Genomic DNA, 25,274 nt, shown 5'->3' on the forward strand with positions numbered 1-25,274 from the left:
GAGAGGAATTGAGCAATGGAACAGACGGTAACTCAGTCCTCCGACGGCGGGGCCTCGGCGGCGGACCGGCCGAAATATATGTCGGGGTTCGGCAACGACTTCGAAACAGAATCGCTTCTCGGCGCCCTGCCGCAAGGCCAGAACAGCCCGCAGAAATGTAATTACGGCCTTTACGCCGAGCAGCTTTCCGGCTCGCCCTTCACTGCCCCGCGAGGAACGAATGAGCGGTCCTGGCTCTATCGTATTCGTCCGAGCGTGCGCCACACACGTCGCTTCTCCAGCACATCCTATCCGCTCTGGAAGACCGCGCCATGTGTGGAGGAACATTCGCTTCCCCTGGGCCAGCTTCGCTGGGGACCTCTCCCAGCGCCAACCGAGAAGCTGACCTTTATCGAAGGAGTGCGGACGATTACGGCGGCCGGCGACGTGCTCACCCAGACCGGGATGGCGGCCCACGCCTACGTCTTCAACGAAGACATGATAGACGATTACTTCTTCAACGCCGATGCCGAGCTGCTGATCGTGCCGCAGCTCGGCGCTATCCGCGTCTTTACCGAGATGGGCATCATAGATGTCGAGCCGTTGGAAATATGCCTCATCCCCCGCGGCATGATGTTCAAGGTGCTGCGACAAGGCGAGAGCCAAGCTTGGCGCGGCTACATCTGTGAAAACTACGGCGCGAAATTCACCCTGCCGGATCGCGGGCCTATCGGCGCGAACTGCCTGGCGAACCCGCGCGACTTCAAGACGCCCGTCGCAGCATTCGAGGACAAGGAGACGCCTTGCCGCGTGCATGTAAAATGGTGCGGCAGGTTCTACACCACGGAAATCGGCCATTCGCCCCTCGACGTGGTGGCATGGCATGGCAACTACGCCCCTTTCAAATACAATTTGCGGACATTCTCCCCCGTAGGCGCGATCCTCTTCGATCACCCCGATCCGTCGATTTTCACGGTGCTGACCGCCCCGACTGAATCGGCGGGCACGGCGAATGTTGACTTCGTGATCTTTCCGCCGCGCTGGCTGGTCGCCGAACATACGTTCCGTCCGCCCTGGTACCATCGGAACATCATGAGCGAATTCATGGGCCTGATCCATGGACAGTATGATGCAAAGGCAGAAGGCTTCGTGCCTGGTGGCATGAGCCTGCACAACATGATGCTTCCTCACGGGCCGGATACGTCTGGCTTCGAAAAGGCGTCCAATTCCGAGCTCAAACCCGTGAAGCTCGATCACACAATGGCCTTCATGTTCGAGACCCGATACCCGCAGCAGGTGACGAAATACGCCGCCGAGCTCGAGACGCTGCAGAACGATTACCTGGAGTGTTGGGACGGGCTGGAACGCAGGTTCGACGGAACCCCAGGTATCAAGTGAAAGCCAGCCACATATTCTCTGCCAGCGGAATTGGGACATGAAGCTCGCGACATTGAAGGACTCCACAAGGGACGGTCGGCTCGTCGTCGTCTCCCGCGACCTGACCCGCTGCTCCGAGGTCGGTCATATCGCCCGCACTTTGCAGGCGGCTCTCGACGATTGGGAACATGCGGCTCCGCGACTTGCGCAGATCGCCGAAGGGATCGAGACCGGCGCCCAGCCGACGATCCGGTTCCACGAACATGAGGCCGCGTCGCCTTTACCGCGAGCCTATCAATGGGCCGACGGCTCGGCATACGTGAATCATGTCGAGCTGGTGCGCAAGGCCCGCAATGCCGAGATGCCCGCCAGCTTCTGGGCCGATCCGCTGATGTACCAAGGAGGGTCGGATGGCTTCCTGGCGCCACGCGACCCTATCCTTATGGCCGACGAGACCTTTGGGATCGACATGGAGGGTGAGGTCGCCGTCGTGGTCGGCGACGTTGCCATGGGTGCCAGTCCGGACGCGGCCCGTAATGCCATCCGTCTGGTGATGCTCGTCAACGATGTGTCCTTGCGCGGTCTGATACCGGAGGAGCTGGCAAAGGGATTTGGCTTTTTCCAATCCAAGCCCGCATCCGCATTTTCTCCGGTCGCCGTAACACCGGACGAACTCGGTGAAGCGTGGGATGGTGGCAAGGTGCATCTTCCGTTGCTTGTGAGCCTGAATGGCAGTGCATTCGGCAGGGCCAATGCCGGCGTCGACATGACATTCGATTTTGGCCGGTTGATCGCCCACGCTGCCAAGACCCGCAATCTCGTGGCGGGAACGATCATCGGCTCCGGCACGGTTTCCAACAAACTGGATGGTGGAGCGGGTAAGCCGATCGAGGAGGGCGGAGACGGCTATTCGTGCATCGCCGAGATACGGATGATCGAGACCATCGAAACCGGATCGCCGAAGACCCCCTTCATGCGGTTCGGGGACCAGGTCCGCATCGAGATGAAGGACCGGGCAGGGCACTCGATCTTCGGGGCAATCGAGCAAACCGTCGAGAGATATGAAGGGCCGGCGCAGCCATGAAAGAGGTCGTTCTTTACGACTACTGGAGATCGTCCGCCAGCTATCGCGTCCGTATCGCGCTCAACCTGTTGGGGATCGACTATACGACTGTGCCGGTTAACTTGCTGGAGGGAGCGCACAGACGCCCCGATTATCTCGCACTCAATCCTCAGGGCTTGGTGCCGACATTGGTGATCGACGGGAAGACGCTGACGCAGTCCCTTTCAATCATCGAATATCTGGCGGAGCTTCGGCCGGAATGTGGGCTACTGCCATCGGACATTCTGGATCGACAACACGTGCGGGCGCTCGCATATGCGATCGCCATGGACATCCATCCGATCTGCAACACGCACGTGGTCGCTCATCTCATGACCATAGTGGATGAAACTGATGCCCGCGAAGAATGGATGAAGCACTTCATTTCGGACGGCCTTCACCGGCTGGAGGCTGTGCTCGACAAGCTGGATGGGCAGTTCAGCTTCGGGGATGCGCCGACAATGGCGGATCTTTGCCTTGTGCCGCAGGTCTACAATGCCCGCCGCTGGGGCGTTGATATGAGTGGCCTCAAGCGCATCGTCGATATCGACAGCCGGTGCGCGCAATTGCCTGCCTTTCAGGCGGCGCATCCCGACCGCGCAAAACCATAACGCAAGATCGGCGGATTTCCATTCGTCGGCAAAGCTGCTTAAAAGCAATCAACCGCGAGGACTAATCGCTTTTTGAGAGGTCAGGCTAATTCCGTCACGGAACCAGTTGCTTTTACTCAATGTTCCACGTTCGGCAGCAGCGCCGTCAGCAGACCGATCAGTGGCAGGAATGCGCAGACTTCGAAGACGAATTCGACGCTCGTCCAGTCCGCCAGCGCACCGAGCGCCGCCGCTCCTATCCCGCCCATGCCGAAAGCAAAGCCGAAGAACAGGCCCGAGACCATGCCGACCCGTCCGGGCATCAGTTCCTGAGCGTAGACGACGATCGCCGAAAAGGCCGAGGCAATGACGATCCCGATGATGACGCTCAGGACGACCGTGATCGGAAGGTTCGAGTGGGGCAGGGCCAAGGTGAAGGGAAGGATGCCGAGTATCGATCCCCAGATGACCTTCTTTCGACCGATGCGATCACCGACGGGACCACCGATCAGCGTGCCTGTCGCGACGGCTGCAAAGAAAACGAACTGGTAAATCTGAGCCGCCTTCGCCGATATCCCGAACCGCTCCACGAGGTAGAAATTATAGTAGCTGGTGAAGCTGGCGAGGTAGAAATACTTGGAGAATATGAGCGCGACGAGAATGGCGATCGCAGTGCCGATTTTCCAACGGGAGAGCGCAGGGGTCGTGGCTGAGGCCGCCCTCTTGCGCGGCGCCGCAAGGTGCGGTGCGTTCACTTGGTACCAGCGGCCGAGGCCTGTCAGGATGAGAATGCCGACCAAGGTGATGACCGAAAAATGGGCAAGATAGTGCTGTCCGTTGGGCAATACGAAAAATGCCGCCAGCAGCGGGCCGAGCGATGTCCCGAGATTGCCGCCAACCTGAAACAATGATTGCGCGAAACCATGCTTTCCGCCGGAAGCCATACGAGCAATACGTGACGATTCCGGATGGAATATCGAGGACCCGATGCCAAGCATTGAAGCGCCGATCAGCAGCACGGGGTAGCTGGGGGCAAATGCCACCACCAGCGTCCCTGCCATCGAACACGCCATTCCAAAAGGCAATGAATAGGGCTGTGGCCGGCCATCCGTATACCAGCCGACGACAGGTTGAAGGATCGACGCAGTGATCTGATAGACAAGCGTCAGCACGCCGAGCTGACTGAACGACAAGTCGAATGCAATCTTCAGGACGGGATAGGTCGCGGGAAGAAGTGCCTGCGTTACGTCGTTGATGAAATGGCAGAGACTGGCCGCCACCAGGACGGGCATGATTGTCATGGAAGCCGAAACCCTCGGCGCTTCAATTGTCTGGCTCATCGTCGCCTCTTTACTTGCTTTACGCTCCTGATAATGAAATGGCAGTCGGCCCGCCACCGCGAGTAGGCGAAATTATAACGAGACTGGGCCAGGATGGTCAGAAACATCAGGATTGAAGATTACATAGACGCTCCAAGGCCGCTGATTGCCTTGGGCAACGACTATAGGGATGGCCATTTTGTCGAGCCGCACCACCATAGTCGCGGCCAACTCCTGTACGGCTATTCGGGTGTCGTCATGGTGACAACGCCCACGGGGACATTTGTCATGCCGCCGCAACGTGGGATGTGGATCCCGGCCGGCGTGATCCATAGTGTCCGCATGCTGGGGGCGGTCACGATACGCAGCCTTTATGTCGACCCGCGATGCGTCGAGGGGATGCCCGAGCACTGTCAGGTCGTCGAGATAACGCCGTTGCTGCGCCAGCTCGTCACCGAGGCAGTGGATATATCGGTGGAGTATGACGTCTCAGGTCGCGACGGCGCGCTCATGGCACTGATAGCGCACGAGCTGGTGCGGCTTCAGCCATTGCCGCTGTCCCTTCCGCTTCCAGCGGATCAGGCCCTTGCAAAACGGTGCCGTGCCTTCCTGATGTCGCCGACAACGCACGATACCATCGATGCCTGGTCACAATCGCTGAACATGAGCCGCCGTGCCTTCACGCGTCTGTTTCGCCAGGAGACTGGCCTAAGCTTCGTCGAGTGGAAGCAGCAGGCCTGCCTGGTTGCCGCCTTGCCCCGATTGGTGGCGGGCGACCCGGTGACGGCAATTGCGCTTGACCTCGGATACAAAAATCCCGCCGCCTTCACCTCGATGTTCAAGCGGAGCTTCGGCTACTCGCCGCGTGAAATCAGGCGTGATCGGACTTGAACCAACCGCGCCAAATTTTTATTTTTCAAGAGAAATCACCGATGCGGAGACCTCTCGATAGGCAGCCTCATTCGGAGATGATCTTGCGAGCAATAGTATAGGGTTCAAGGATCGAGGCATTCAGCTCGATTCCGAGCCCAGCGCCTTCGGGTACGGAAACCGTGCCATCACCATTGACCTTCGGCCTGCCTGCCAGCTCCAGAAGCGGATTCGGGCCGACGTCATATTCCAGATAGGGGAATGGCTGGCTCCCGCCGGAGCGATGGCGCGGCAGTGTCGAGATGAAATGCAGAGCTGCATGGAAATTGACGGTGCTTCCCCAGACGTGCGGGATAACAGGACGATTGTACATATCGGCCAATGTCGCGACTTGCCCGACCCCGGTAAGACCGCCGCAGATGGCGATATCAGGCTGCAGGATATCCATACAGCCCTCCGACAGGAACGGACGGAAGGCAGCCGGGGTCATCAGGGCCTCACCACCGGCGATCGCCGCTTTGATGTGATTTGCGGCCAGGCGGTAGCCCTGGATATCCGTCGGCGTCACCGGTTCCTCAATCCAGAGCGGAGCCGCTTCTTCCATCAAGGCCGCGGTCGCAATTGAACGCCGCGCCGTACAGGATTGATTGAAATCGATCATGAGGTCGGCATCCGCGCCGATCTGCCTGCGCGCGCCAAGTGCGGCGGCGACATCGTCTCTCGGATTGAAGCCGCTTCGCAGTTTCAGCGCGCGAAAACCTTCCTTCAAATAGCCATCGATCTCTCGCTCGAAATCCCGATAGGGATGACCGTTCGGCTTGAAGAACGGGCCGCTGGCATAGGCAAGCACCTTGTCGCGTCGTGCGCCGCCGAGCAGGCTCGATAGCGGTATGCCATAGGCGCGTGCCGTCAGGTCGTGCAAAGCCATGTCGACGGCAGCAATGGCCACCATGATGCCATCGCCTTCGTTCGCTTCACGCATTGTCTGCCATAGCGCCTTGATATGGGTGGGGTCGCGTCCAATCAGATGGCGGGCGAGTTGCTGTTCGACCATCGCCGCGGCAGTGCCAGGAGAAACCCACGCCTCGCCCCAACCGGAAAGCCCTCCTGCTACGATCTCCACCAGAAGTGTCTGGCGGCTCGGAAAGAAGATGAGGGCATTTCCAATCGGCTCCGATAACGGAGCCGAAAGATGGTAGAGGCGAAGTTCGGATATTCTCATGATTGTGTCCTTGCGGATAGCGGGCGGGCAATCCTGGGACGGATCATGTCCCTCATGCTGTACCCGAGAAGGAAGATGGCAGCGGCAGTGATTGCCATTGCCGCTGCCAGAAACAGAAGAGCGCCCTGGAAGCCGCCGGTCGCGTCGCGAACCCAGCCGATGATCGTCGGACCAAAGAAGCCGCCCGTGCTGCCGACGGAATTGATAAGGGCGATACCGGCGGCCGCGGCAGTTCCTGTCAAAAGCGTCGAGGGGAAGATCCAGATCGTCGGCGAAGCTCCGCCGATACCGGCCGCGCCGATCGTCAGGCCAATGAGGCCGATGATCGGATTCGTCGCGAAAGCGGCCATCACAAAACCAACCGTGCTTGCGAGAAACGGTCCGGCGGTATGCCAGACGCGCTCTCCGGTTTTATCGGAATGACGACCGACGACGATCATGGCAACAGCCATGAAGGCGGGCGGGATGGCGGAGACGAAACTGGTCTGGATGTTGGAGAGGCCGAATTGCTTGATGAACTGCGGCATCCAGATCGCGATCCCCGTCGTGCCGATGACAAGGCCGACAGCAATCAAGCACATCAGCAGAACGCGCGGATCAACCAGGGCACGTCTAACGGAAAAACGCTCCACGGTTTCCTGCGCCTCACGTTCGCTGTCAAGGCGATTGGTCAGCCACTGCCGTTCCTCGTCATTCAGGAAGGAGGCCGTCTTGGGCTCCTGCGGAAGAGCAGAGAGCACCACCAGACCCATGATGAGAGCGGGCACTCCTTCGATCAGGAACATCCACTGCCAGCCGTGCAGACCGGCTACGCCGTTGAGATTTTCCAAGATGAGCCCCGATATCGGCGCTCCTATGACCGAGGCGAGGGGAACCGCCACGTTGAATGAGGCAAATATTCCGCCCCTGTATGCGCGGGGAAACCACAAGGTCATGTAGAAGATCATGCCTGGAAAGAAGCCTGCTTCGGCCGCACCCAAAAGAATGCGAACGATATAGAAGCTCGCCGGGCTCCAGACGAACGCCGTCGCGGCGGAAAGAATGCTCCAGGTAATGAGGATGCGGGCAATCCAGCGACGCGCACCGACGCGCGCCAGCATCAGGTTGCTCGGCAATTCGCACAGGACGTAACCCAGGAAAAAGATGCCGGCGCCGAACCCAAAGGCCGAGGCGGAAAAGCCAAGATCCTGGTTCATGGTCAAAGCCGCGAAACCGATATTCACACGATCGAGAAACGCCGCCAGGTAGCAAAGCATGAGGATCGGCAATATTCGCTTTGCAGCCTTGGATATGATGTCTGGTCTATCTGTCATTATTCTTTCCTCCCACAAGGCGGCGGTCAGCCGCTTGTGCAGCTTCTATCGAATATTGACATTTCCAATCAAATGAGTTTTTCAAAGATAGGGATATAGGATTATTCAATATGCGGATAACGCTCGCCCAGGTCGAAGCCTTTTACTGGACGGTTCAACTTGGCTCGGCGCAAAGGGCGGCGCAGCATCTCAATCTCGCGCAGCCAACGGTCTCGTTGCGTTTGAAGGATCTCGGCGAAGCGCTAGGCGTAGAATTGCTGGAGCGCTCGAGCCGGGGCCTTGTCATGACGGCGGAGGGCCGCCTGCTGCTGCCCCGCGTCAAGGCGATCATGACGGAAGTGCAAGGTATCCAGCAACAGGATCCGGCCGGCGCTGTGGTGGGCGCCATTCGTGTCGGTTTGGCAGAGGGTTTCGCGGTCAATTGTCTGGCGCCGCTGCTGGCGGGCCTCCTGGAGGATCATCCGGCACTACAGCCGGAATGGGTTGTCTCGACCAGCACGACGCTGGAATCCTCGCTTCTGGACGACAAGCTCGATGTTGCGGTCCTGCTCAATCCGACCGGGCACGAAAAACTGGCGCTGAAGCCGCTAGGCCCGCAACCGACACATTGGGTTGCTCCAGCCTCGTGGAAGATGGGCAGCTCGGTTGAACCCAAGGACCTGTGGGACAAGCCGATCATCTCGAATCCGCCGCCTTCCGCCATGTATCGCCAGATCACCCACTGGTTTGCGCTTGCCGGAATACAGCCGGAGAAGGTCAGTATCTGCAACAGCGTTGCAGTAATCCCCGAGCTGGTAGCGGCAGGCCTGGGCGCGGGCATTCTGCCGACGCGGATGGCTGATCGCTATGTCGCGGAAGGGAGCATACAGCTGCTGCCTTCCAGCCCCAGGATCGAGAACGGCAGGCTCTTCCTCGGATCGAGAGCCGGCGTGACGGACCCGAAGACGGTTGCTGTCGAGCGGACAACCAGTCGGGTACTGGAGAAGATGCGCTACCTGGAAGTCGATGAAAAGATGCCGTAAGGCAGCATGATTTCACGGTTTGTCGAGGCTCTGCTTGCCTTTCAGACCTTCGCCATTGCATCCATAGCAACAACGATGCAGCATATACTTCGCTTGGCGCGGCAGCAGGATAATAAACAGGGCAGTCTCGACGAAATAGTATTTATTGTTTGGCTTCCGGCAAAGAGGGACCGGCACCATAATGGTGACACGCGCACAACAGGTTGGCGTCATTGTCGGTCTTGCCATTGTCGCAGTGCTGACGATCTTGCGGGCGAGCGACCCGCAGTTGCTGCAACTGGCCCGTGATTTGACGTTTGACCAATATCAGCGCCTGGTCCCGAGGAAATTCGAGAATGTGCCCGTCCGCGTCATAGACATCGACGAAGCGTCTCTTCGGGAATTCGGGCAGTGGCCATGGCCGAGAAATCGGGTCGCCGCGCTGGTAGACAGGCTTTCCGATATGGGAGCCTCGGCAATTGCGTTCGATGTTCTGTTCGCGGAGCCCGATCGCCTGTCGCCACGCAATGTCGTTCGCGATGTCAGCGGCATCGATCCGTCGCTTCTCAGCCAATTGCCGGACAATGACGAGATTTTCGCGAAATCGCTGACCGGAAAACCGGTGGTGCTGGGCTTTGGTCTTTCGAACGAGGGCAATTATCTGCCCCCCGTGCTGGCCGGCTTTGCCTTCACCGGCGAAAGCCCTGTCGGGGCACCTCCCGCCATCAAGGCCGCCACGCCACTAAGGCCACAGCTGCAGGCCAATGCCACGGGCATCGGACATATCAGCCTCAATCCGGGCGCATCCTCCGCTGTGGTGCGAGCCGTCCCGCTATTTCTCAGCGACGGCAAGCAGCTCTATCCCAGCCTTGCGCTCGAGGCGCTGCGCGTAGCACAGGGCTCGTCCACCTACGTGCTGGCCGGTGCCCCGGACACGCCAAACACGATGACCCGCGCGAAGATCGGGGATTTCGTCGTCCCGGTAACGGCTTCGGGCGAGCTTTGGCTCTATGTCAGCCCAGACACATCTGAAAGATATATTTCCGCGAGCAAGGTCTTGGCTCCGGAGGGGCCTTCTGCTGATGTCAGATCGGCCATCGAAGGCAGCATCGTTTTTGTCGGCACCTCAGCGGCCGGCCTTCAGGACGTCCGCACCACGGCGCTGGGTGAAAATGTCCCGGGCGTTTCCATCCATGCGCAGATCGTCGAGCAGATCCTTTCCGGGCATTTCCTTTCCCGGCCGGATTGGGCAAATGGAATGGAGATTTTGTCTATTGCCGTGCTGGGTAGCTTGTTGGTTATCCTGACCACTTTCGTTACTCCAGCGGTCGCGCTCGCTTGCGGGCTGTTGATAACATTGCTCGCGCTTGCTGCATCATGGGCAGCGTTCCTCTATGCTGGTCTCCTCTTCGACCCCTTGGCACCGATCGTCGCCGGCTCCATCACCCATTTCGCCGCCACGGCATTCCGCTTCCTCGTGACCGATCGCGAGCGGCGCGACGTACGGCGGGCTTTCGGCCACTATCTCTCGCCGTCTCTGCTCTATCGCGTCGAGCATACGCGAGACGCCTTGCGTCTCGGGGGCGACGATCGCGAGCTGACCGTCATGTTCGTCGATGTGCGAAACTTCACCCAGATCAGCGAAGCGATGACGCCGGCAGCCGTCGTCAATTTCCTCAACACGTTGCTCGATGCGCTGAGCCACCACGTCATCGCAAACGAGGGCACGCTCGACAAGTTCATCGGCGACTCCATCATGGCTTTCTGGAACGCTCCCGTGGATGTCGTCGATCATGCCGGCAAGGCTGTCCATGCCGCGCTTGGCATGCGGGAAACGCTCACGCGTCTCAATGACAGCGATGCGTTCGGCTTCGGTCCCGAACGAAAGGTCGGCATAGGCATCGGCATACACACGGGACTTGCCTGCGTTGGAAACATGGGGGCGCAGACACGCTTCAACTACTCGGCTGTCGGTGACGCGGTCAACATCGCCGCGCGCATCGAATCCACTTGCAAGGATATCAACTTCGATATCCTGGTGTCCGACACGACAGCGCGCTTACTGCCTGCGTCAGCATTGCTGGAGGCGGGCGCGCTGACGCTCAAGGGAAAAAGCACCCGGACCACGCTCTTTGCTGTCGTGGGTGACGCCGGCATGGCGAAATCTGCCGCATTTGTCGAGCTTCAGGCTCTTCACCGACAGCTCGTCGATGTCTTGCGAACGCGGTCGACGAGCAGTCGCAAGCTTCTCGGCGCCGCAAAACGCAAGGCGGCGATCTTGGCAACGGGCCTGCCCGGATTTTACGAGCGGATCTCGCGCCGGTCCGATCACTTTCTCTCCGACCCGGCAGTCAGGACGGATCACGTCGAGACATGATTGGATCCCTGATCGATGCCTGGCGGGGGCGAGGCGTTATCGATGGTGATCTCCACCATTATTTCGACCCCCGTCATGATCCCCTCGCCCACGTCCGTGGTTGTCCCGGCCCCAGCCGTGGTCGTGTCTACCGTCACGGTCATGATCATGATCGTGGTCGCGATCGTGATGCCTGCCCCGGCCGTCGTGATCCTTGTCCGGACCATTGGGCTTACCCGGCGTGCTCGGAGGGTCGGGGGTGTTCGGTGTGCTCGGCGCTTGCGGCGCTGCAGGTGCGCTGGGCGCCGCCGGCGAGCTTGGAGCCGTGGGAGTATCCGGTGCCCTCTGGGGAGCCGGTGCGGATGGCGGCGCGGCTCGGGGAGAAATCCCATTCGGCCGCTCTCTTGTCGCGGTGGCCAGACCGCATCCTCCTGAGCCGGCAAAACCCAATTGCCCGGCGAGCTGTTGGTCGCCAGACAGGAACGGCAGAGCCTGCTGATTGCCGAGCGTCCTTAAGACATCGCGATTGACCCTGCGGGCATCGCTCACGCCGCCACTCGGTGAGGCGACGACCACATCGCATTTTTGCTTCAACTGTTTGCAACCGCCCGCTCCGCAGAATTGGACGGCACCATTCAGGAGAACGACCGCCGTCCGGCCATTACGATCGACATAGAAATCAAACGCAGTTCCGCGCACCCCGATCGTCCCCGCAGGTGTCACGATCTGGTAGGCGGAGGAGTTCGAATTTCCGCTGATCCAGCGAAACGTTCCCTTCGCGGCCTTTATGGTGAGCTTCTTCACCGAGCCGGAATCATCGAAAACGAACTTGTCGATGACCACGGAAGAGCCCCAGCCGACCGCGAGCTTGGTACCGTCACGAAAGGTGAACTGACCCAGGCCGGATTGCGAGGTGCGGATTCGCTCGTCGCGATGCACGCGATCGTCGACGGCTAGGGGACCGCCGTCACCCGAAACCTCGGTTTTGATCAAAACGGCTTGGCCAACCTCCTCGGCGGCTTTCGACTGCAACGGGGCGAGTAGGATAACGCTGAACAACACGAATGCGGCGGCCCGCAGATGCAACATCGAACCCTCCCCAAGTGATCAGGTTTTACCATGGGATAAGGGCTCACGTCCCATCATCCTTTCTGGGTAAAAAGGATGCCGTTGGAGTTCCGTGCGGGTGAGTTTTCGCCTTCGCGATGCCGTTTCAGCTGGAGATGATATCGAGGGCGATCAGGCCGACGATGGGGCGATCTGACGCTGGTCAGTCCGCCAAAGGCCAACTGTTCCGGAAGATACGGATATGAGGTATTGAGATCTTGGCTGGCGAACCGGACAGTCCAGCCCAATATCCAGAGATCAAAGGCCGTCGCCAGCGCTCATCTTAATACCGGCGACGGCCACGCCTGCGTCCCCCTGCAGGCTTGTGATAAACTAGCATCCGCTAATTTTCTCGAAATTTAAAAAAGACATGGGGTTGAAAACAATCAGCCTTACGTAAGGTAAACTCTTACAACCCCATGTCCCAGCATACGTATAATATTGGAAGAGCCGAAAACGCGACGGTTACAAGTAATGCAGTACAGAATTTCAACGTTTGGCTTCTGCGATCGTGTCGCTCATCCCAATCAATTCTCACCACGTTCGCCTGCCTCGCTCTATTAACGCAGAACCTGGCTAACTAAAGCAGCGTTGCTTGGGGGAGTCGAGTCGGCGCAATTCAATCATCATTGCGGGAGTCATCAATACGTGATCCCGGCGATTGAATGAACGTTTCCTACCGATGCGGCGGTGATTGCCGGGAAATGAAAGCGGTCGCTGGGCTGCGGGAATCCTTAATACCAGCCGTCAGCCATCGACGCTTTGCGTCTGTTCATAAAGTCGCCGAGGGCCTCGTCGATCGCGATGTCGAGGGGCGGCTCTTCGTAGCTTTCGAGCGTCCGCTTCCACTGCCTGTTGGCGCGGGTTGCGATATCGGTCGAACCGCCTTCCTCGCTCCATTTCTCAAAGGGCTCATTGTCTGAAAGCGTAGAATCCCAGAATGCGGTCTGGTAGTTCCGCATCGTGTGAGCCGAGCCTAAGAAATGGCTACCTGGCCCGACCTCTTCGAAGGCATCGAAGGCGAGCGTATTGTCATCGACGGTGACGCCGGCAAGATAGGAGTGCAGCGCGCCGCAGAGGTCTGTGTCCATCACGAATTTCTCGTAGGACATGGCGAGAAGCCCATCCAGGAAGCCGGCTGAGTGGAGGATGAAGTTCGCTCCGCAGTGAATTGCCGATAGCATCGACATCAGGCCCTCCTGCATGGCCTGACCGTCCGGCAGCTTGGAATTCGAGAAATTTCCCGCGCAGCGCAGGGGGAGCTTCAGTCGCCGTGCGAGTTGACCGATGACCATCGAGCCGATGGCCGGTTCCGGTGTGCCGAAGGTCGGAGACCCCGATCGAAGCGACATGGACGAGAGGAAGTTTCCGAAGATGACCGGCGCGCCCCTACGCTCGAGTTGGGTCAGGGCACAGCCCGCCAGGGTCTCGGCGTAGGATTGCGCAATGGCTCCGGCATTGGTGACCGGACCCATCGCACCGCCGAGAATGAAGGGCACGATGACGGCGGCCTGATTGGCACGGGCATAGGCTCGCAGCGATTTCGTCATGGTGCCGTCCCAGACGAGCGGCGAGTTGACGTTGACATTGCCCAGGATAACACAGTTCCGGTCGACAAAATCGGCGCCGAAAAGAATGCGCGTCATCTCGATCGAATCTTCGGCACGATCTTCTGCCGTCACCGAACCCATGAAGGCGCGGTCAGAATATTTTATGTGGCTGTAGACCATGTCGAGATGGCGCTTGTTGACGGGCACGTCGACCGGCTCGCAGATGGTGCCGCCGGAATGGTGCAGCCACGGGCTTGCCTGGGCGAGTTTTATGAAATTCCGAAAATCCTCGATCGTGCCGTAACGGCGTCCTTTATCGAGATCCATGACGAAAGGTGAACCATAGGCCGGGGAGAAGACGACCTTGTCGCCCCCGATCTGAACGCTGTTGGCCGGATTTCTGGCGTGCTGCGTAAACTCCCTCGGCGCCAATGCAACGATCTCATGGAGCATCCCCGGCTCGAATTTGACCCGGACACCGTCGACCTTCGCTCCGGCTCGCTTCCAGTGATCGACCGCCGCGGGATCATCGCGGAACTCGATGCCGATCTCTGCGAGGATACGATCCGCGGTCCGCTCGATCTTCTGAAGGTTTTCTTCCGACAGGATGTCATAGGTCGGAATATTGCGGACGATGTACGGGGCACCGTGCGGCTTCGCGTTTCCATCGCGACGCGCAGCCCTTCCACTGCGTCCCCGCCTGACAGTCCCTTCCTCGATTGCCGCTTCGGTCATATCCGCCTCCATAATTTGAACAGAGGCTAGGACGACATCGACGCTTTGTGACGCTGGAAAAAACTTGGTCTTTGTATAAGCTCTATTTATGGAAACGTTTCGAAGACTGCTGCCTTCCGCGTCGAGCCTGATCATCTTCGAGGCAGCGGGGCGTCACCAGAATTTCAGCCGGGCGGCCGAAGAACTCGGCATGACCCAGGCTGCCGTCTCTTATGCCGTCAGAAAGCTTGAGGACCAGCTTGGCGTGCCGCTCTTCCATCGCGAGCACCGCAGTGTCGAGTTGACCGATGCTGGCGAGAGGTTCCACGTGGACGTCACCGTTGGCCTGTCGCGTATCCAGAAGTCGGCGGAAGATATTCGCATGAAAGGACGGGAATCCAATGTCACGCTTGCTGCATCGACCGCCTTCGGCTCGATGTGGATGCTGCCACGGCTCGCCCGGCTGCGTGCCGACCTCCCGGATATCGACCTACGCATCCAGACGAGCGTCCGGGACCTCGATCTGGACGATGAGCCGATCCCGCTCGGCGTGCGAGGTGGCGATCCGGCAAACTGGCCGCGATATCATTCCGTGATGCTGGCACCGGAGATCGTCTTTCCGGTCGCCAGTTCGAGCTTCGTTGAAAAACGCGGACGTCCCGAGCGTCCCGAAGATTTGCTGCAACTGCCGTTGATCCATCTGGAAGAGCCTGTGAGGGCGGCCTGCGACTGGTCCGAATGGTTCGCAAGCGCTGGGGTTCGCTACTCCGCCCAGCCCCGGCGGCTGGCAATCAATGACTACGTCCTCGTTATTCAGGCCGTCCTGGCAGGCGAAGGCGTGGCGCTCGGATGGCAGCACCTGGTCGAAGAACAGCTTCGATCGGGTGCGCTTGTCGCTGTTGGCAGCCACGTCCTCGATACAAATCTTGCCTTCCATGTGGTCTGGCCCCGATCACGTGAACTGAACGCTCAGGCACGGCGTGTGCGTGATTGGCTGGTCGAAGAGGGAAGACGCAGCCATTCGAAGGACGAGCTGCATCTCGGTTCCACGTAATTGCCCTTGGAGCCCTGAGATACCGGGTTCATCTCGCGTAGGTTTCTACCATGGAGACAATCCGCTTGGCGGCGGCGACCGCGGCGGCGCGATCCTGAGAGTAATTTAGACGCACGCTTGTCAGCGTTCGCGGACTGAATTCCGACCCTGGTGTCACGATCACGTTCGCCTGCTGACGCAACAGCGCGACGAATTCCTTTGGCGCAACGCGCAGCTCGGGCAACTTCGGGAACAGGTAGCTTCCTGCCTTGGGTATCGCGACCGGAAGGTTGGCGCTGCGGAATATCGTGACGAGGTCGTCGCGAATTGCCTGATGCAAGCGGATTCGCTCCTCCATCCATCCAGCGGGTTCCGCAAACCAGGTGTGCAAAACGGCCTGATTGTAGCCTGGGGCGCGAAGCGAAACGATGGCCTGCAGCTTCTCCATCCGCTGAATGATCTTCTCAGAGCCGAACGCGACGCCTAGCCGATATCCGCTCAGGGATTCGGTCTTCGACGGCCCCATGATCGTAATGAGATTGTCGTCGCCGGCCTTGGCCCGCAGATGCGTATAGGTGTTGCCGCTATAGAGAAGGCGGGAATAAAGCTGATCGGCGATGACCGTGGCGCCGAACCGTTTTGCGAGAGCCGCGATCTGTTCGATCTCATCTGCTGAGTAGACGGCTCCTGTGGGATTGTTCGGATTAGAGAAAATGAAGAGCCGGGCGTCTGCCTCGAAGGCAGCCTCCAGCGCGGCAAGGTCGAGTCCCTTCAGCTCGTCTTCATCGAGATAGCCGAGTTGAACGGGAACGATCTCGCCGCCAAAGAACTGGACGAGCTTTCTGTTGGCGAAATAGTCCGGCTGAACAATCGCGACCTTGTCGCCGGCAGCCACTGTGGACGCGACGGCCAGAAACAGCGCGCCTTGCGTACCGGGCGTCAGAATAACCTGCTGATCGCCTGAGATCGGCGCCCCTGTGAAAGCTGCCAGCCGCTCGGCCACCACCTCACGAATGTCGCGCGAGCCGCGATACTCCGTATATGCCTGTTTGCCACCATCCCGGACACCCTGTTCGAACGCTTCGAAGGAGTTCGGTGCGGGCAGGAAGGCATCGACATCGCCGTGGGAAAAATCCACCAACCGACCATCGAATTTCTCACCGATCATCTTCCCGGTCAGGTCTGCGGCGACCTGTCGCACCTCTTGCCCCGGCGCATTATCCGTCGCCAAGGCTGCGAACTTCCGGTCGATTGCGTCCAGCATTTGCATAGTCCTCCACAAAAGTTATTTGCCAAGCCCCCGGAACTGCCCCGTCGCAAGGCCTGAATTCAACGCAGAGACAATTTTGCCGGTGATGTCGCCGTGGATGATTGGCTTGCTTGCGCAAAAGACGAGGTCGCGAAGCGAATAGTCGTTCGCCGGAGTATATGCAGCTCTACCCGCATTTCGCAAAGGGCCGCGACGTTTTCGCCAACAACTCGTTCCGGCTTGCCTTGCGGACTTATCCCTGTTTATCACCATCGGGTACTGCGGTTTTTCGGAGGGAAAAGTGTCCGGGCAGAAGATCAAGATAGCCATCAACGGGTTCGGGCGCATCGGCCGTTCGCTCCTGCGGATATTGCTGAATGACGATCGAAACTTTGAGCTGGTCCTCATCAACGACGTCGCTCCGCTCGCCAGCTGCGCCTACCTGTTTCAATACGACAGCGTGTTTGGGCCATGGCGTGAAGAAGTAACCGCTCTGGACCAGGTACTGCAGATTGGGAAACGGAATATCCGCTTCTTCAACGAGAACGATGTCAGGCGACTGGATCTTCAGGGAGTGGATGTCCTACTAGAATGCACCGGGCAGCCCTACACCCGCGAATATGCCTCTCGGGGCCTGGAGGCTGGAGCCAAACGGGTGCTGATCTCCGGCCCAGCCGAGGCTGCCGATGCCACGATGATCCTTGGCGCCAACGAAGAGGTCTTCACCGGACAAACCATCATCTCAAACGGCTCCTGCACGACAAACGCCCTGGTGCCGCTCTTGAAAGTGATCGACGACGCCTATGGGATCATCGGTGGGCAGATGACGACGGTTCACTGCTATACCGGAAGTCAGCCGACCGTCGATCAACCGCGGGATGATTTTGCCCGCAGCAGAGCCGCCGCTCTTTCGATGGTTCCGACGAGCACGAGTGCACACAAGCTTTTAAGCAAGGTACTTCCACATCTTGCTGGAAAAATCGAGGCGCGTGCGATCCGTGTTCCAACGGCAAGCGTTTCCGCGATCGACTTGACCGTGGTGCTGAAGCAGGCACCCACTCGTGATGAGGCGATCGAGCGCCTGAAACAGATTGCGGCAGGTTCACCCGTCCTCGGCTGGATCGAAAAGCCACTGGTTTCGGTCGACATGCGCGCGGGGCCGGAATCGCTTGTCATTTCCGGCCCAGAGATCTCCGTATCTCCCGGAGGGCTGCTACGCGTCTTCGGCTGGTATGACAACGAATGGGGCTTTGCAAACAGGATGCTTGATGTTGCCGACCTAATTGGCCTGAAACCCTAGACCAACGGGCGCCGCAGCGCCCGTCACCCGATTGAAGTTCTCCTAAATGACGACATCATGCGTAGCTTCGCGTCGTCCGATTGTCCGTTACCTCCTTGAGGATATCGGCCGCCTTTTCCGCAATCATGATCGTCGCGGCGTTCGTATTGGAAGAGATTAGTCGCGGCATTACCGAGCTGTCGCATACCCTCAGTCGGTCGATGCCGCGGACCTTCAGCTCGGGATCGACGACGGAATCGCTGCCGCCGCCCATCCGGCAGGTGCCGACGGGATGATAGGCAGAACGCGCATATTGTCTGGCGAACTCCCGGTATTCCGCCTGGCTGCGGATCGTTCCATCCGGCAAATGCAGCCGTTTCACGAAGGGCCTGAAGGCCGGCTGCGACAGGATTTCCTGGCTGATCTTGATGCCGTCGACGGCGCGCTCGAGATCGTAGGGCTCGGCAAAGGCGTTGGGATCGATATCGGGGGCGATAGCCGGATCTTTCGAGCGGAGCTTTACGTGACCGCGCGAACGCGGACGCACGTGATAGGAGTTGAGCGTGCAGCCGTTTCCGCCCGGCACGCTGCCGATACCCTCTTCCACGCCGGCGCCGGGAAGGAAATGAAACTGGATATCCGGCGTCTTCTCCTCGTTGTCGCCCCACCAGAAGCCGCCGCCCTCGACGATATTCGAAGCGACCGGTCCTTTGCCGAACAAGGCATATTCGATGCCAGCAGCAATCTGCCAGTGGCGCTTCTTGTAGCGATCGATACCGTGGGGACCGGAAAGTTCCGCAAGCACGTCGACATCCATGTGATCCTGCAGGTTCTTGCCCACCTGCGGCAGATCTCTGATAACGTCGATGTCGAGCGCGCGCAGCTCGTCCGCAGGCCCCAGCCCGGACAACATCAGCATTTTTGGCGAGCCGATTGCTCCGGCCGTCAGGATGACTTCGCGGTCGGCGCGCAAGATGACCGGGCGGCCATTTTCGACGATCTCGATGCCGACGGCACAACCGTTCTCGATGACGATACGGTTGACCATCGCGTCTGTGCGGACGGTGAGGTTCTTTCGCCCTGTAGCGGGCCTGAGATAGCCCACGGCGGTGCTGCTGCGACGGCCGCCGCGTGTCGTCGTCTGGTAGAAGCCGGCACCCGCCTGAGATCCGGCGTTGAAGTCGGGATTGAAGGGAAGGCCTGCCTCCTGCGCCGCGCGCACGAACACGCGTGTCAGCGGGTGCGGGACCTGCGAACTGACGCCGAGCGGACCTTCGGTACCATGGTGAAGACCGCCGAACGTATCGTTGCCTTCGGATTTGCGGAAATAAGGCCTCACATCCTCGTAACCCCAGCCGGCGCATCCTTCGAGGTCGCGCCACCCGTCGTAATCCTCGGGGCATCCGCGGGTGAAGACCTGGGCATTGATCGAACTGCCGCCGCCAAGCACCCGCGCCTGCGGATAGACCATTTTCCGGCCTGCCAGTTCACGGCCCGCCACCGTCTCATATCCCCAGATGAGGGGCCCGGCTGTCATCTTGAAGAAGCCGACCGGCAGATGAATATACATGTTGGTGTCACGCGGGCCGGCCTCGAGCAAGGTCACGGTAACATCCGGATCCTCGCTCAGGCGCGCAGCAAGGACACACCCCGCCGAGCCGCCCCCGACGATGATGTAATCAGGCATTCTCTCCTCCGATAAATTTATGCGAGCGCCGGGATCTCCTCATTGTCCGGGCAATAAATCGCAGTCACCATCTCAAGTCTCTTGCTCCGCGTCAAGAGAAAGGGTACGGTTATCGTCTTGAAGGGTTGTCGTACAAATGCTATGACCAACTCGCTCTTGGATCCGGATGTCGTAGGAGAAGGACGACACCCGATCTTCGTCATTCAACGGGAGGTTTTCGAATGACTGACAGGACTAATTCGCGTTTTGCTGCCATGAATCGCCGGTCGTTTCTCGCCACCGTCGCGGCAGGCGCGACCGTGGCCGCATTGCCCCGGCAACTCTTCGCGGCCGACAAGCCGACGCTCGTAACGTCGATCCGTTCGCTGTCCAATCCTTACCATGCGGTATGGAAGACCGGTGCCGAAGCCTTTGCACAGTCGATCGGGCTGGACCACGTCACGCTGGTGTCGGAGGGCAACAGCGAGAAGGGTATTGCCGACATCAAGGCCATGCTTGCCAAGACCGGCGGCAACATGGTGCTGAATTCCGACCCGAACGACACGCCGGACGCACGTCCGATCGTCGAGGCTTGCGCCAAGGCGGGAGCCTATGTCGTTACCCAGTGGAACAAGCCGGACGATCTGCACCCAAAAGACTTCAACCCTTACTATGTCTCGCATATCGAGTTCGACGGCATCTCCAGCGGCAAACAGATCTCCGAAATCCTGTTCAAGACGATGGGCGGCAAGGGCGGCATCATCGCGCTCGGCGGCCAGATCTCGAATACGGCGGCGATCGAGCGCAAGAAGGGTCTTGAAGACGCCCTGGCCGCCAACCCCAATATCAAGCTCCTCGATTTCCAGGTCGCGAACTGGAAATCGTCGGAAGCCTATGACCTCACCAGCAATCTTCTGACACGCTTCGGCGACGACGTGACAGGCGTCTGGGCCGCCAATGACGACATGGGCACCGGTGCGCTTGAAGCTTTGCGCGCGGAAAATCTCGCCGGCAAGGTCCCGGTCGTCGGTGTCGACGGCATCAAGGCCGCGGTCGATGCGGTCCGCAAGGGCGAGTTCGCCTGCACCGTTACGTCAGATCCCTTCTGGCAGGGCGGCATGGGGCTCGCGATCGGTCTGGCCGCGCTGCAGAAGAAGTTCGATCCCGCCAAGGAACCGCCGGAGCACCGCGAATTCTACGGCAAGGCAGTTCTCGTCGCGAAGGACAATGTCGAGGAGTACTACAAGAACAATATTGACTCGCATCCGAAGCTCGATTGGAGCGACCTGTGGGGCCGCGTGACGGGCGCCATCCGCGCCTGACATCATGCATCGTTTCCCCGGCGGCCGTGGCTCCTTCTGCGGCCGCCCCTATGCTGGCGGGTGTGTTGCGACGCCCGCCAGTCTCCCCGCTGACGCTTTGAGGTGCCTGTGTTGACCATCAACGCCGAAAACATCAAAACTATTCCGAAAAGTGAACAGGCAGGTGCCATGCCGAACAATGGACGCCGCCTCTTCGGCGGTCTCAACCGAAAGCATCTGCGCGCCTACGCACCGGTGATGGTTCTCATCGCGCTCTGCATCCTGATCACCATCGCCAATCCGAATTTCATCGAGCTGCGCAATCTCGTTCGCGTCGCAAATTCCGCTGCGGTTCCATTGACGCTCGCCATGGGCCTCACCTTCATCATTCTTCTGGGCAGCATCGACCTTTCGGTCGAGGGATCGCTCTCGATTGCGGCGATGGTGACGGTGCTGCTCGCGACCAATGACGCAAATGGCAATTCCTACGGCTGGCTGGCAGTGCTTGCGGCAATCGCGGCCAGTACGGCGATGGGTTTTACGACCGGCATCATCCAGACCTTCCTTCGAATTCCGTCCTTCATGGCGACGCTCGGCGTCTGGTTCATCGGCCTCGGCATTTCGGTCTATATGCTCGGGGGATCGGCAGTGCGACTGATGGACCCGTCCATTCGTGACCTCGCGCTCGCTCGCTTTCTCGGCCTGCCGGTGGGGGTATGGGTGGCGCTTGCCGCTTTTCTCTTCGCCTGCACGATCCAGTACTATACGCGTCTCGGTCGCCACATCATGGCCATCGGCGGCGGCGAGGACGTGGCGGAGCTTTCCGGCATAAACCTTCGCCGGGTGCGCATCATGACCTTCGGTCTGGCCGGCTTCTTCTTCGGTGTCGCCGGCGTTCTTGCCGCCGCCCAGCTCGGCCGCTCCGACGCAGTCATCGCAGACGGGCGGCTCTTTGCCGCAGTGACTGCAGTCGTCGTCGGCGGCACGGCCTTGACCGGGGGCGAGGGTGGTGTCGTCAACACCTTTATCGGCGTACTGATCGTGACCATTCTCAGCAACGGCATGATCCTGCTCGGCATTTCGCCCTACGTGCAGCAGACGGTACAGGGCTTGATGATCATTGCTGCTGTCGCCCTGTCGCTCGACCGCCTCCGCCTCCAGATCGTGAAGTGACCGCCATGTTGTCAGCCAACGAAATCAGCAAATCCTTTGCGAGCGTCCCGGCGCTGAAGAGCGTCTCGCTGGAAGTCCGGCCGAACGAGGTCGTCGGTCTTATCGGAGAAAACGGCGCCGGAAAATCGACGCTGATGCGTATCCTTGCGGGAACCCATCAGCCGGATGGCGGAACGCTCATGCTGGATGGCCAGCCGCTGAGATTGCGCAATGCCCGTGACGGAGCGGCGCACGGCATCGGCATGGTGTTCCAGGAACAGTCGCTGCTGCTCAATCTCTCGGTTGCCGAAAACATCTACCTCGGTCAGGAAGACCAGTTCGTTCGCTTCGGCGTCGTGAATTGGGGAGCCATGCGGGCGGCGGCAAAACGGCAGCTCGCAAAGATCGGCGTCGATATCGACGTGACGGCGCGCACATCGGAATTGACGTTCGCGGCACGTCAGATGGTCGAACTGGCAAAAGCTTTGACGCTGGAAGAAACAGTGTCGCGTCCGCTGGTCATCCTGCTCGACGAGCCGACATCCGTTTTGAGCGGCAGCGATATCGACGTTCTGTTCAAGCGTGTGCGGTCGCTGAAATCTCGCGCCAGCTTTGTCTTCGTTTCGCACAGGCTGGACGAGGTGCTGCGCATCTCTGATCGCGTCTACACCATGAAGGACGGCCAGGTGGTTGCCGAACATCAGGCAGCCGACGTAACCGGACCGGCACTGCACGAGATCATGGTCGGCCGTGGTCTGCAGGCGACCTATTACAAGGAAGACAAGCAGCTTCCGCCACGCAGCGAGATTGTCGTCGAAGCGAGCCGACTGGCAATCGCCGGCGCGTTTCATGATGTCGACCTCGAAATCCGGGCAGGCGAGATCGTCGGCATCGCCGGCGTTGTCGGCTCCGGCCGCGAGGAAGTGACCCGTGCGATCGGAGGATTTCTACCGCATACCGGCGGCAGCCTGAAAATCAATGGTGAGCCGGTACACTTCCACAGGCCGGAGCAGGCCGTTCGCAAGAGCATAGGTTATATACCGCGCGAGCGGCGTGTCGAAGGCCTCGTCATGTTCCTCTCGATTGCCGAGAACATCTCGCTCGCCGATCTGTCCTCGGTCATGCGAAACGGTGCGATCGACTATCGTCGCGAGCGCCGGCTGGCCAGCGAATGGATCAAGCGGCTGCGCATCAAGGCACCGGGGCCGGACATCGCCTGCCGCAAGCTTTCCGGCGGCAATCAGCAAAAGGTGGTGCTGGCGCGGTGGATGACGGCCGGCTCGCGCATTCTCGTGCTCGACCATCCCACCCGCGGGCTCGATGTCGGAGCGAAGGAGGAAGTCTACGAGCTGGTTCGCGACCTATCCTCACAGGGTGTGGCGATCCTTTTGATCTCCGACACGCTGGAGGAAACGATCGGGCTTTCGCATCGAGTGCTTGTCATGCGCGATGGAGCGGTGACGGCGCATTTCGATGCGGCGCCGGGCAACAAGCCCGATCAGGTCGATCTTGTCCGGGCAATGGTGTGAGGAGGGAACCATGGAACGCATCAAGGATATAAAGGCCCTTCTCGCAGCAGGTTGGATGCAGGGTGCCATACCGCCGGCACTGCTTGTCGCATTGGTGCTGATCATCGAACTCGCAGCACCTGGCTTTCTGACCGGCGACACGCTTCTGCTTTTGCTATCCAACACCGCCGTTCTGTTCATCCTGGCGGCAGGGGTCACTTTCGTGATCCTGATTGGCGGCATAGACCTGTCGATCCAGTCGGTGGCATCGCTGTCGAGCGTCATCCTCGCGCAACTGCTGCCCAGGTTCGGCATGCTGGCCTTCGTGGCCGCGATCCTGTCCGGCCTGGTTTTCGGCATTCTCAGCGGCTACGTCCATGTGCGGCTGAAGGTGCCCTCCTTCGTCGCGACGCTTGCAACCGGCGGCGTGGTTGCCGGCATTGCGCTCTGGGCCGCGGCCGGGCGCGCGATTACGATCGAGGAGAGCGGCCGCGAAAATACGGCTTGGATCAACGGAACATTTGCCGGTCTGCCGACGGTGATCTGGATTGCCGCCGTAATCGGCCTGCTCGCCTTCGCAGGTCTTCGCTATACGCGCTTCGGCCGTCATAGCCTGGCGATCGGCGCCGGAGAGCCGGCAGCGATCGCCGCTGGGATCAATGTCGAGCGCACGAAGATCATTGCTTTCGCCGTTTCCGGCATGCTGGCCGCGATTGCAGGGGTTATTCTTGCTGCCCGCCTGTCCAGCGGATCGCCCAATCTCGCCAATCAGCTGCTGCTGCCGGCCATCGCGGCGGTCATCGTCGGCGGTACGGCTATCACCGGAGGTCTCGGCGGCGTCGCGCGTACCGCCGTCGGTGCGCTGATCATTTCGATCGTCCGTATCGGTATGACCTTCGTCGGCATCAACATCTTTGCCGAGAATGTCGTCTTCGGCGCGGTCCTCATTCTCGCGGTCGCCATCACCATCGATCGCAGCAAGATCGCGATCATCAAATGATGGAGCGGCAGATGACCTCATCCGAGCATCAAAAAGGCCGCGCCATGGGGCGCGGCCGGTCAGACGGCAAGTCTTCTTTACATCGTGTCCAGTCCGATCAGCTCGATCTTGTAGCCGTCCGGGTCTTCGATGAAGGCGATATGCGTGGTGCCGTGCATCATCGGGCCCGGCGGACGCGGAATTCTTGCGCCCTGCTTCTCCAGCGCTGCACAGACGGCGTAGATATCGTTGACGCCGAGCGCAAGGTGGCCGAAGCCGGTGCCGAGATCATAGGGCTCCTCGCGACCCCAATTGTAGGTCAGCTCGACAACTGTATCGGTCTCCTCGGGACCATAGCCGACGAAGGCGTTGGTGAACTTTCCGCCGGGATAATCGTCTCTGCGCAGCAGCTTCATGCCGAGCAGCTCGGTGTAAAACTTGATCGACCGGTCGAGGTCGAGAACGCGGATCATAGTATGCATCATACGAAATTGGCCGGACGCTGCGGTCATGGTACGGATCCTCCTGCAAGTTATCGTTTTCACACTGGTTTTTAGAGAAATGAGAGCAGCGGAATTGGTCCCTGCACTTGATGTTCGAAACCAGT

General features: G+C 59.7%; 20 protein-coding genes. 12 read left to right on the top strand and 8 right to left on the bottom strand.

The window, feature by feature from the left end; translation table 11 throughout:
- Positions 1-15: 15 nt before the first annotated feature.
- The 3 genes from hmgA to maiA are packed head-to-tail and all read left to right on the top strand — an operon-like array spanning position 16 to position 3,069.
- Entirely contained in the window at positions 16-1,377 is a 1,362-nt protein-coding gene (hmgA, locus tag EV561_RS25615) for a homogentisate 1,2-dioxygenase (protein WP_132525798.1), read from the top strand.
- Between the two features lie 37 nt (positions 1,378-1,414).
- Positions 1,415-2,440 (top strand): fumarylacetoacetate hydrolase family protein, encoded by a 1,026-nt coding sequence (locus EV561_RS25620; protein WP_132525800.1) that lies wholly within the window; start codon positions 1,415-1,417, stop codon positions 2,438-2,440.
- Positions 2,437-3,069 carry a maleylacetoacetate isomerase gene (gene maiA, locus EV561_RS25625; RefSeq protein ID WP_132525802.1) on the top strand — a complete coding sequence of 211 codons (633 nt, stop codon included), beginning with the start codon at positions 2,437-2,439 and terminating at the stop codon, positions 3,067-3,069. Before EV561_RS25620 ends, maiA begins: the two co-directional genes overlap by 4 nt.
- Before the next feature lie 116 nt (positions 3,070-3,185).
- Here the strand turns inward: maiA and EV561_RS25630 are convergent, their stop codons facing one another.
- Positions 3,186-4,388, bottom strand: a complete 1,203-nt coding sequence (locus EV561_RS25630; protein WP_132525804.1) for an MFS transporter — start codon at positions 4,386-4,388, stop codon at positions 3,186-3,188.
- Between the two features lie 93 nt (positions 4,389-4,481).
- Between EV561_RS25630 and EV561_RS25635 the strand changes: the two genes are divergently transcribed.
- A complete protein-coding gene (locus EV561_RS25635) occupies positions 4,482-5,258 on the top strand; it encodes a helix-turn-helix transcriptional regulator (protein WP_132525806.1) in 777 nt (258 codons plus the stop codon).
- Positions 5,259-5,325: 67 nt separating this feature from the next.
- Here EV561_RS25635 and EV561_RS25640 read toward each other — a convergent pair whose 3' ends face one another.
- Together EV561_RS25640 and EV561_RS25645 are read right to left on the bottom strand one after the other, a co-directional pair.
- Entirely contained in the window at positions 5,326-6,459 is a 1,134-nt protein-coding gene (locus EV561_RS25640) for a mandelate racemase/muconate lactonizing enzyme family protein (RefSeq protein ID WP_132525808.1), read from the bottom strand.
- Complete coding sequence (locus EV561_RS25645; RefSeq protein ID WP_132525810.1) at positions 6,456-7,772, bottom strand: MFS transporter; 1,317 nt, start codon at positions 7,770-7,772, stop codon at positions 6,456-6,458. Before EV561_RS25645 ends, EV561_RS25640 begins: the two co-directional genes overlap by 4 nt.
- 110 nt (positions 7,773-7,882) lie before the next feature.
- Here EV561_RS25645 and EV561_RS25650 point away from each other — a divergent pair, with 110 nt between their 5' ends.
- Positions 7,883-8,794, top strand: a complete 912-nt coding sequence (locus tag EV561_RS25650) for a LysR family transcriptional regulator (RefSeq protein ID WP_132525812.1) — start codon at positions 7,883-7,885, stop codon at positions 8,792-8,794.
- Positions 8,795-8,975: 181 nt separating this feature from the next.
- The gene (locus tag EV561_RS25655; RefSeq protein WP_281026131.1) at positions 8,976-11,150 is read left to right on the top strand and encodes an adenylate/guanylate cyclase domain-containing protein; all 2,175 of its coding nucleotides are present in this window, start codon (positions 8,976-8,978) and stop codon (positions 11,148-11,150) included.
- 36 nt (positions 11,151-11,186) lie between these two features.
- Here the strand turns inward: EV561_RS25655 and EV561_RS25660 are convergent, their stop codons facing one another.
- Both EV561_RS25660 and EV561_RS25665 read right to left on the bottom strand, forming a co-directional pair.
- Positions 11,187-12,218, bottom strand: coding sequence for a FecR domain-containing protein (locus tag EV561_RS25660; protein ID WP_132525814.1), 1,032 nt, complete (start codon positions 12,216-12,218; stop codon positions 11,187-11,189).
- Positions 12,219-12,970: 752 nt separating this feature from the next.
- Positions 12,971-14,521 (bottom strand): trimethylamine methyltransferase family protein, encoded by a 1,551-nt coding sequence (locus tag EV561_RS25665; protein WP_132525816.1) that lies wholly within the window; start codon positions 14,519-14,521, stop codon positions 12,971-12,973.
- 88 nt (positions 14,522-14,609) lie between these two features.
- Here EV561_RS25665 and EV561_RS25670 point away from each other — a divergent pair, with 88 nt between their 5' ends.
- A complete protein-coding gene (locus EV561_RS25670) occupies positions 14,610-15,554 on the top strand; it encodes a LysR substrate-binding domain-containing protein (RefSeq protein ID WP_132525818.1) in 945 nt (314 codons plus the stop codon).
- A 28-nt stretch (positions 15,555-15,582) separates the two neighbouring features.
- Here EV561_RS25670 and EV561_RS25675 read toward each other — a convergent pair whose 3' ends face one another.
- Positions 15,583-16,797: a pyridoxal phosphate-dependent aminotransferase gene (locus tag EV561_RS25675; RefSeq protein ID WP_132525820.1), complete on the bottom strand. Its 1,215-nt coding sequence runs from the start codon at positions 16,795-16,797 to the stop codon at positions 15,583-15,585.
- Positions 16,798-17,083: 286 nt separating this feature from the next.
- Between EV561_RS25675 and EV561_RS25680 the strand changes: the two genes are divergently transcribed.
- Complete coding sequence (locus EV561_RS25680; protein WP_132525822.1) at positions 17,084-18,082, top strand: glyceraldehyde 3-phosphate dehydrogenase NAD-binding domain-containing protein; 999 nt, start codon at positions 17,084-17,086, stop codon at positions 18,080-18,082.
- 55 nt (positions 18,083-18,137) lie between these two features.
- On the opposite strand, the gene EV561_RS25685 is transcribed toward EV561_RS25680, so the two are convergent.
- Positions 18,138-19,748, bottom strand: a complete 1,611-nt coding sequence (locus tag EV561_RS25685; RefSeq protein ID WP_132525824.1) for a GMC family oxidoreductase N-terminal domain-containing protein — start codon at positions 19,746-19,748, stop codon at positions 18,138-18,140.
- Positions 19,749-19,969: 221 nt separating this feature from the next.
- Between EV561_RS25685 and EV561_RS25690 the strand changes: the two genes are divergently transcribed.
- The 4 genes from EV561_RS25690 to EV561_RS25705 all read left to right on the top strand — a co-directional run bounded on the left by EV561_RS25690 (position 19,970) and on the right by EV561_RS25705 (position 24,688).
- Positions 19,970-21,049, top strand: a complete 1,080-nt coding sequence (locus tag EV561_RS25690; protein ID WP_132525826.1) for a sugar ABC transporter substrate-binding protein — start codon at positions 19,970-19,972, stop codon at positions 21,047-21,049.
- Positions 21,050-21,217: 168 nt separating this feature from the next.
- On the top strand, positions 21,218-22,201 hold the full coding sequence (locus EV561_RS25695) for an ABC transporter permease (protein ID WP_132525940.1): 984 nt from the start codon (positions 21,218-21,220) through the stop codon (positions 22,199-22,201).
- A 5-nt stretch (positions 22,202-22,206) separates the two neighbouring features.
- Entirely contained in the window at positions 22,207-23,709 is a 1,503-nt protein-coding gene (locus EV561_RS25700; protein WP_132525828.1) for a sugar ABC transporter ATP-binding protein, read from the top strand.
- 10 nt (positions 23,710-23,719) lie between these two features.
- Positions 23,720-24,688 (top strand): ABC transporter permease, encoded by a 969-nt coding sequence (locus tag EV561_RS25705; RefSeq protein WP_132525830.1) that lies wholly within the window; start codon positions 23,720-23,722, stop codon positions 24,686-24,688.
- 77 nt (positions 24,689-24,765) lie between these two features.
- Here EV561_RS25705 and gloA read toward each other — a convergent pair whose 3' ends face one another.
- A complete protein-coding gene (gloA, locus tag EV561_RS25710) occupies positions 24,766-25,179 on the bottom strand; it encodes a lactoylglutathione lyase (protein ID WP_132525832.1) in 414 nt (137 codons plus the stop codon).
- Positions 25,180-25,274 lie beyond the last annotated feature (95 nt).

The sequence above is a fragment of the Rhizobium sp. BK376 genome (genome assembly GCF_004341625.1).
Lineage (GTDB): Bacteria > Pseudomonadota > Alphaproteobacteria > Rhizobiales > Rhizobiaceae > Rhizobium.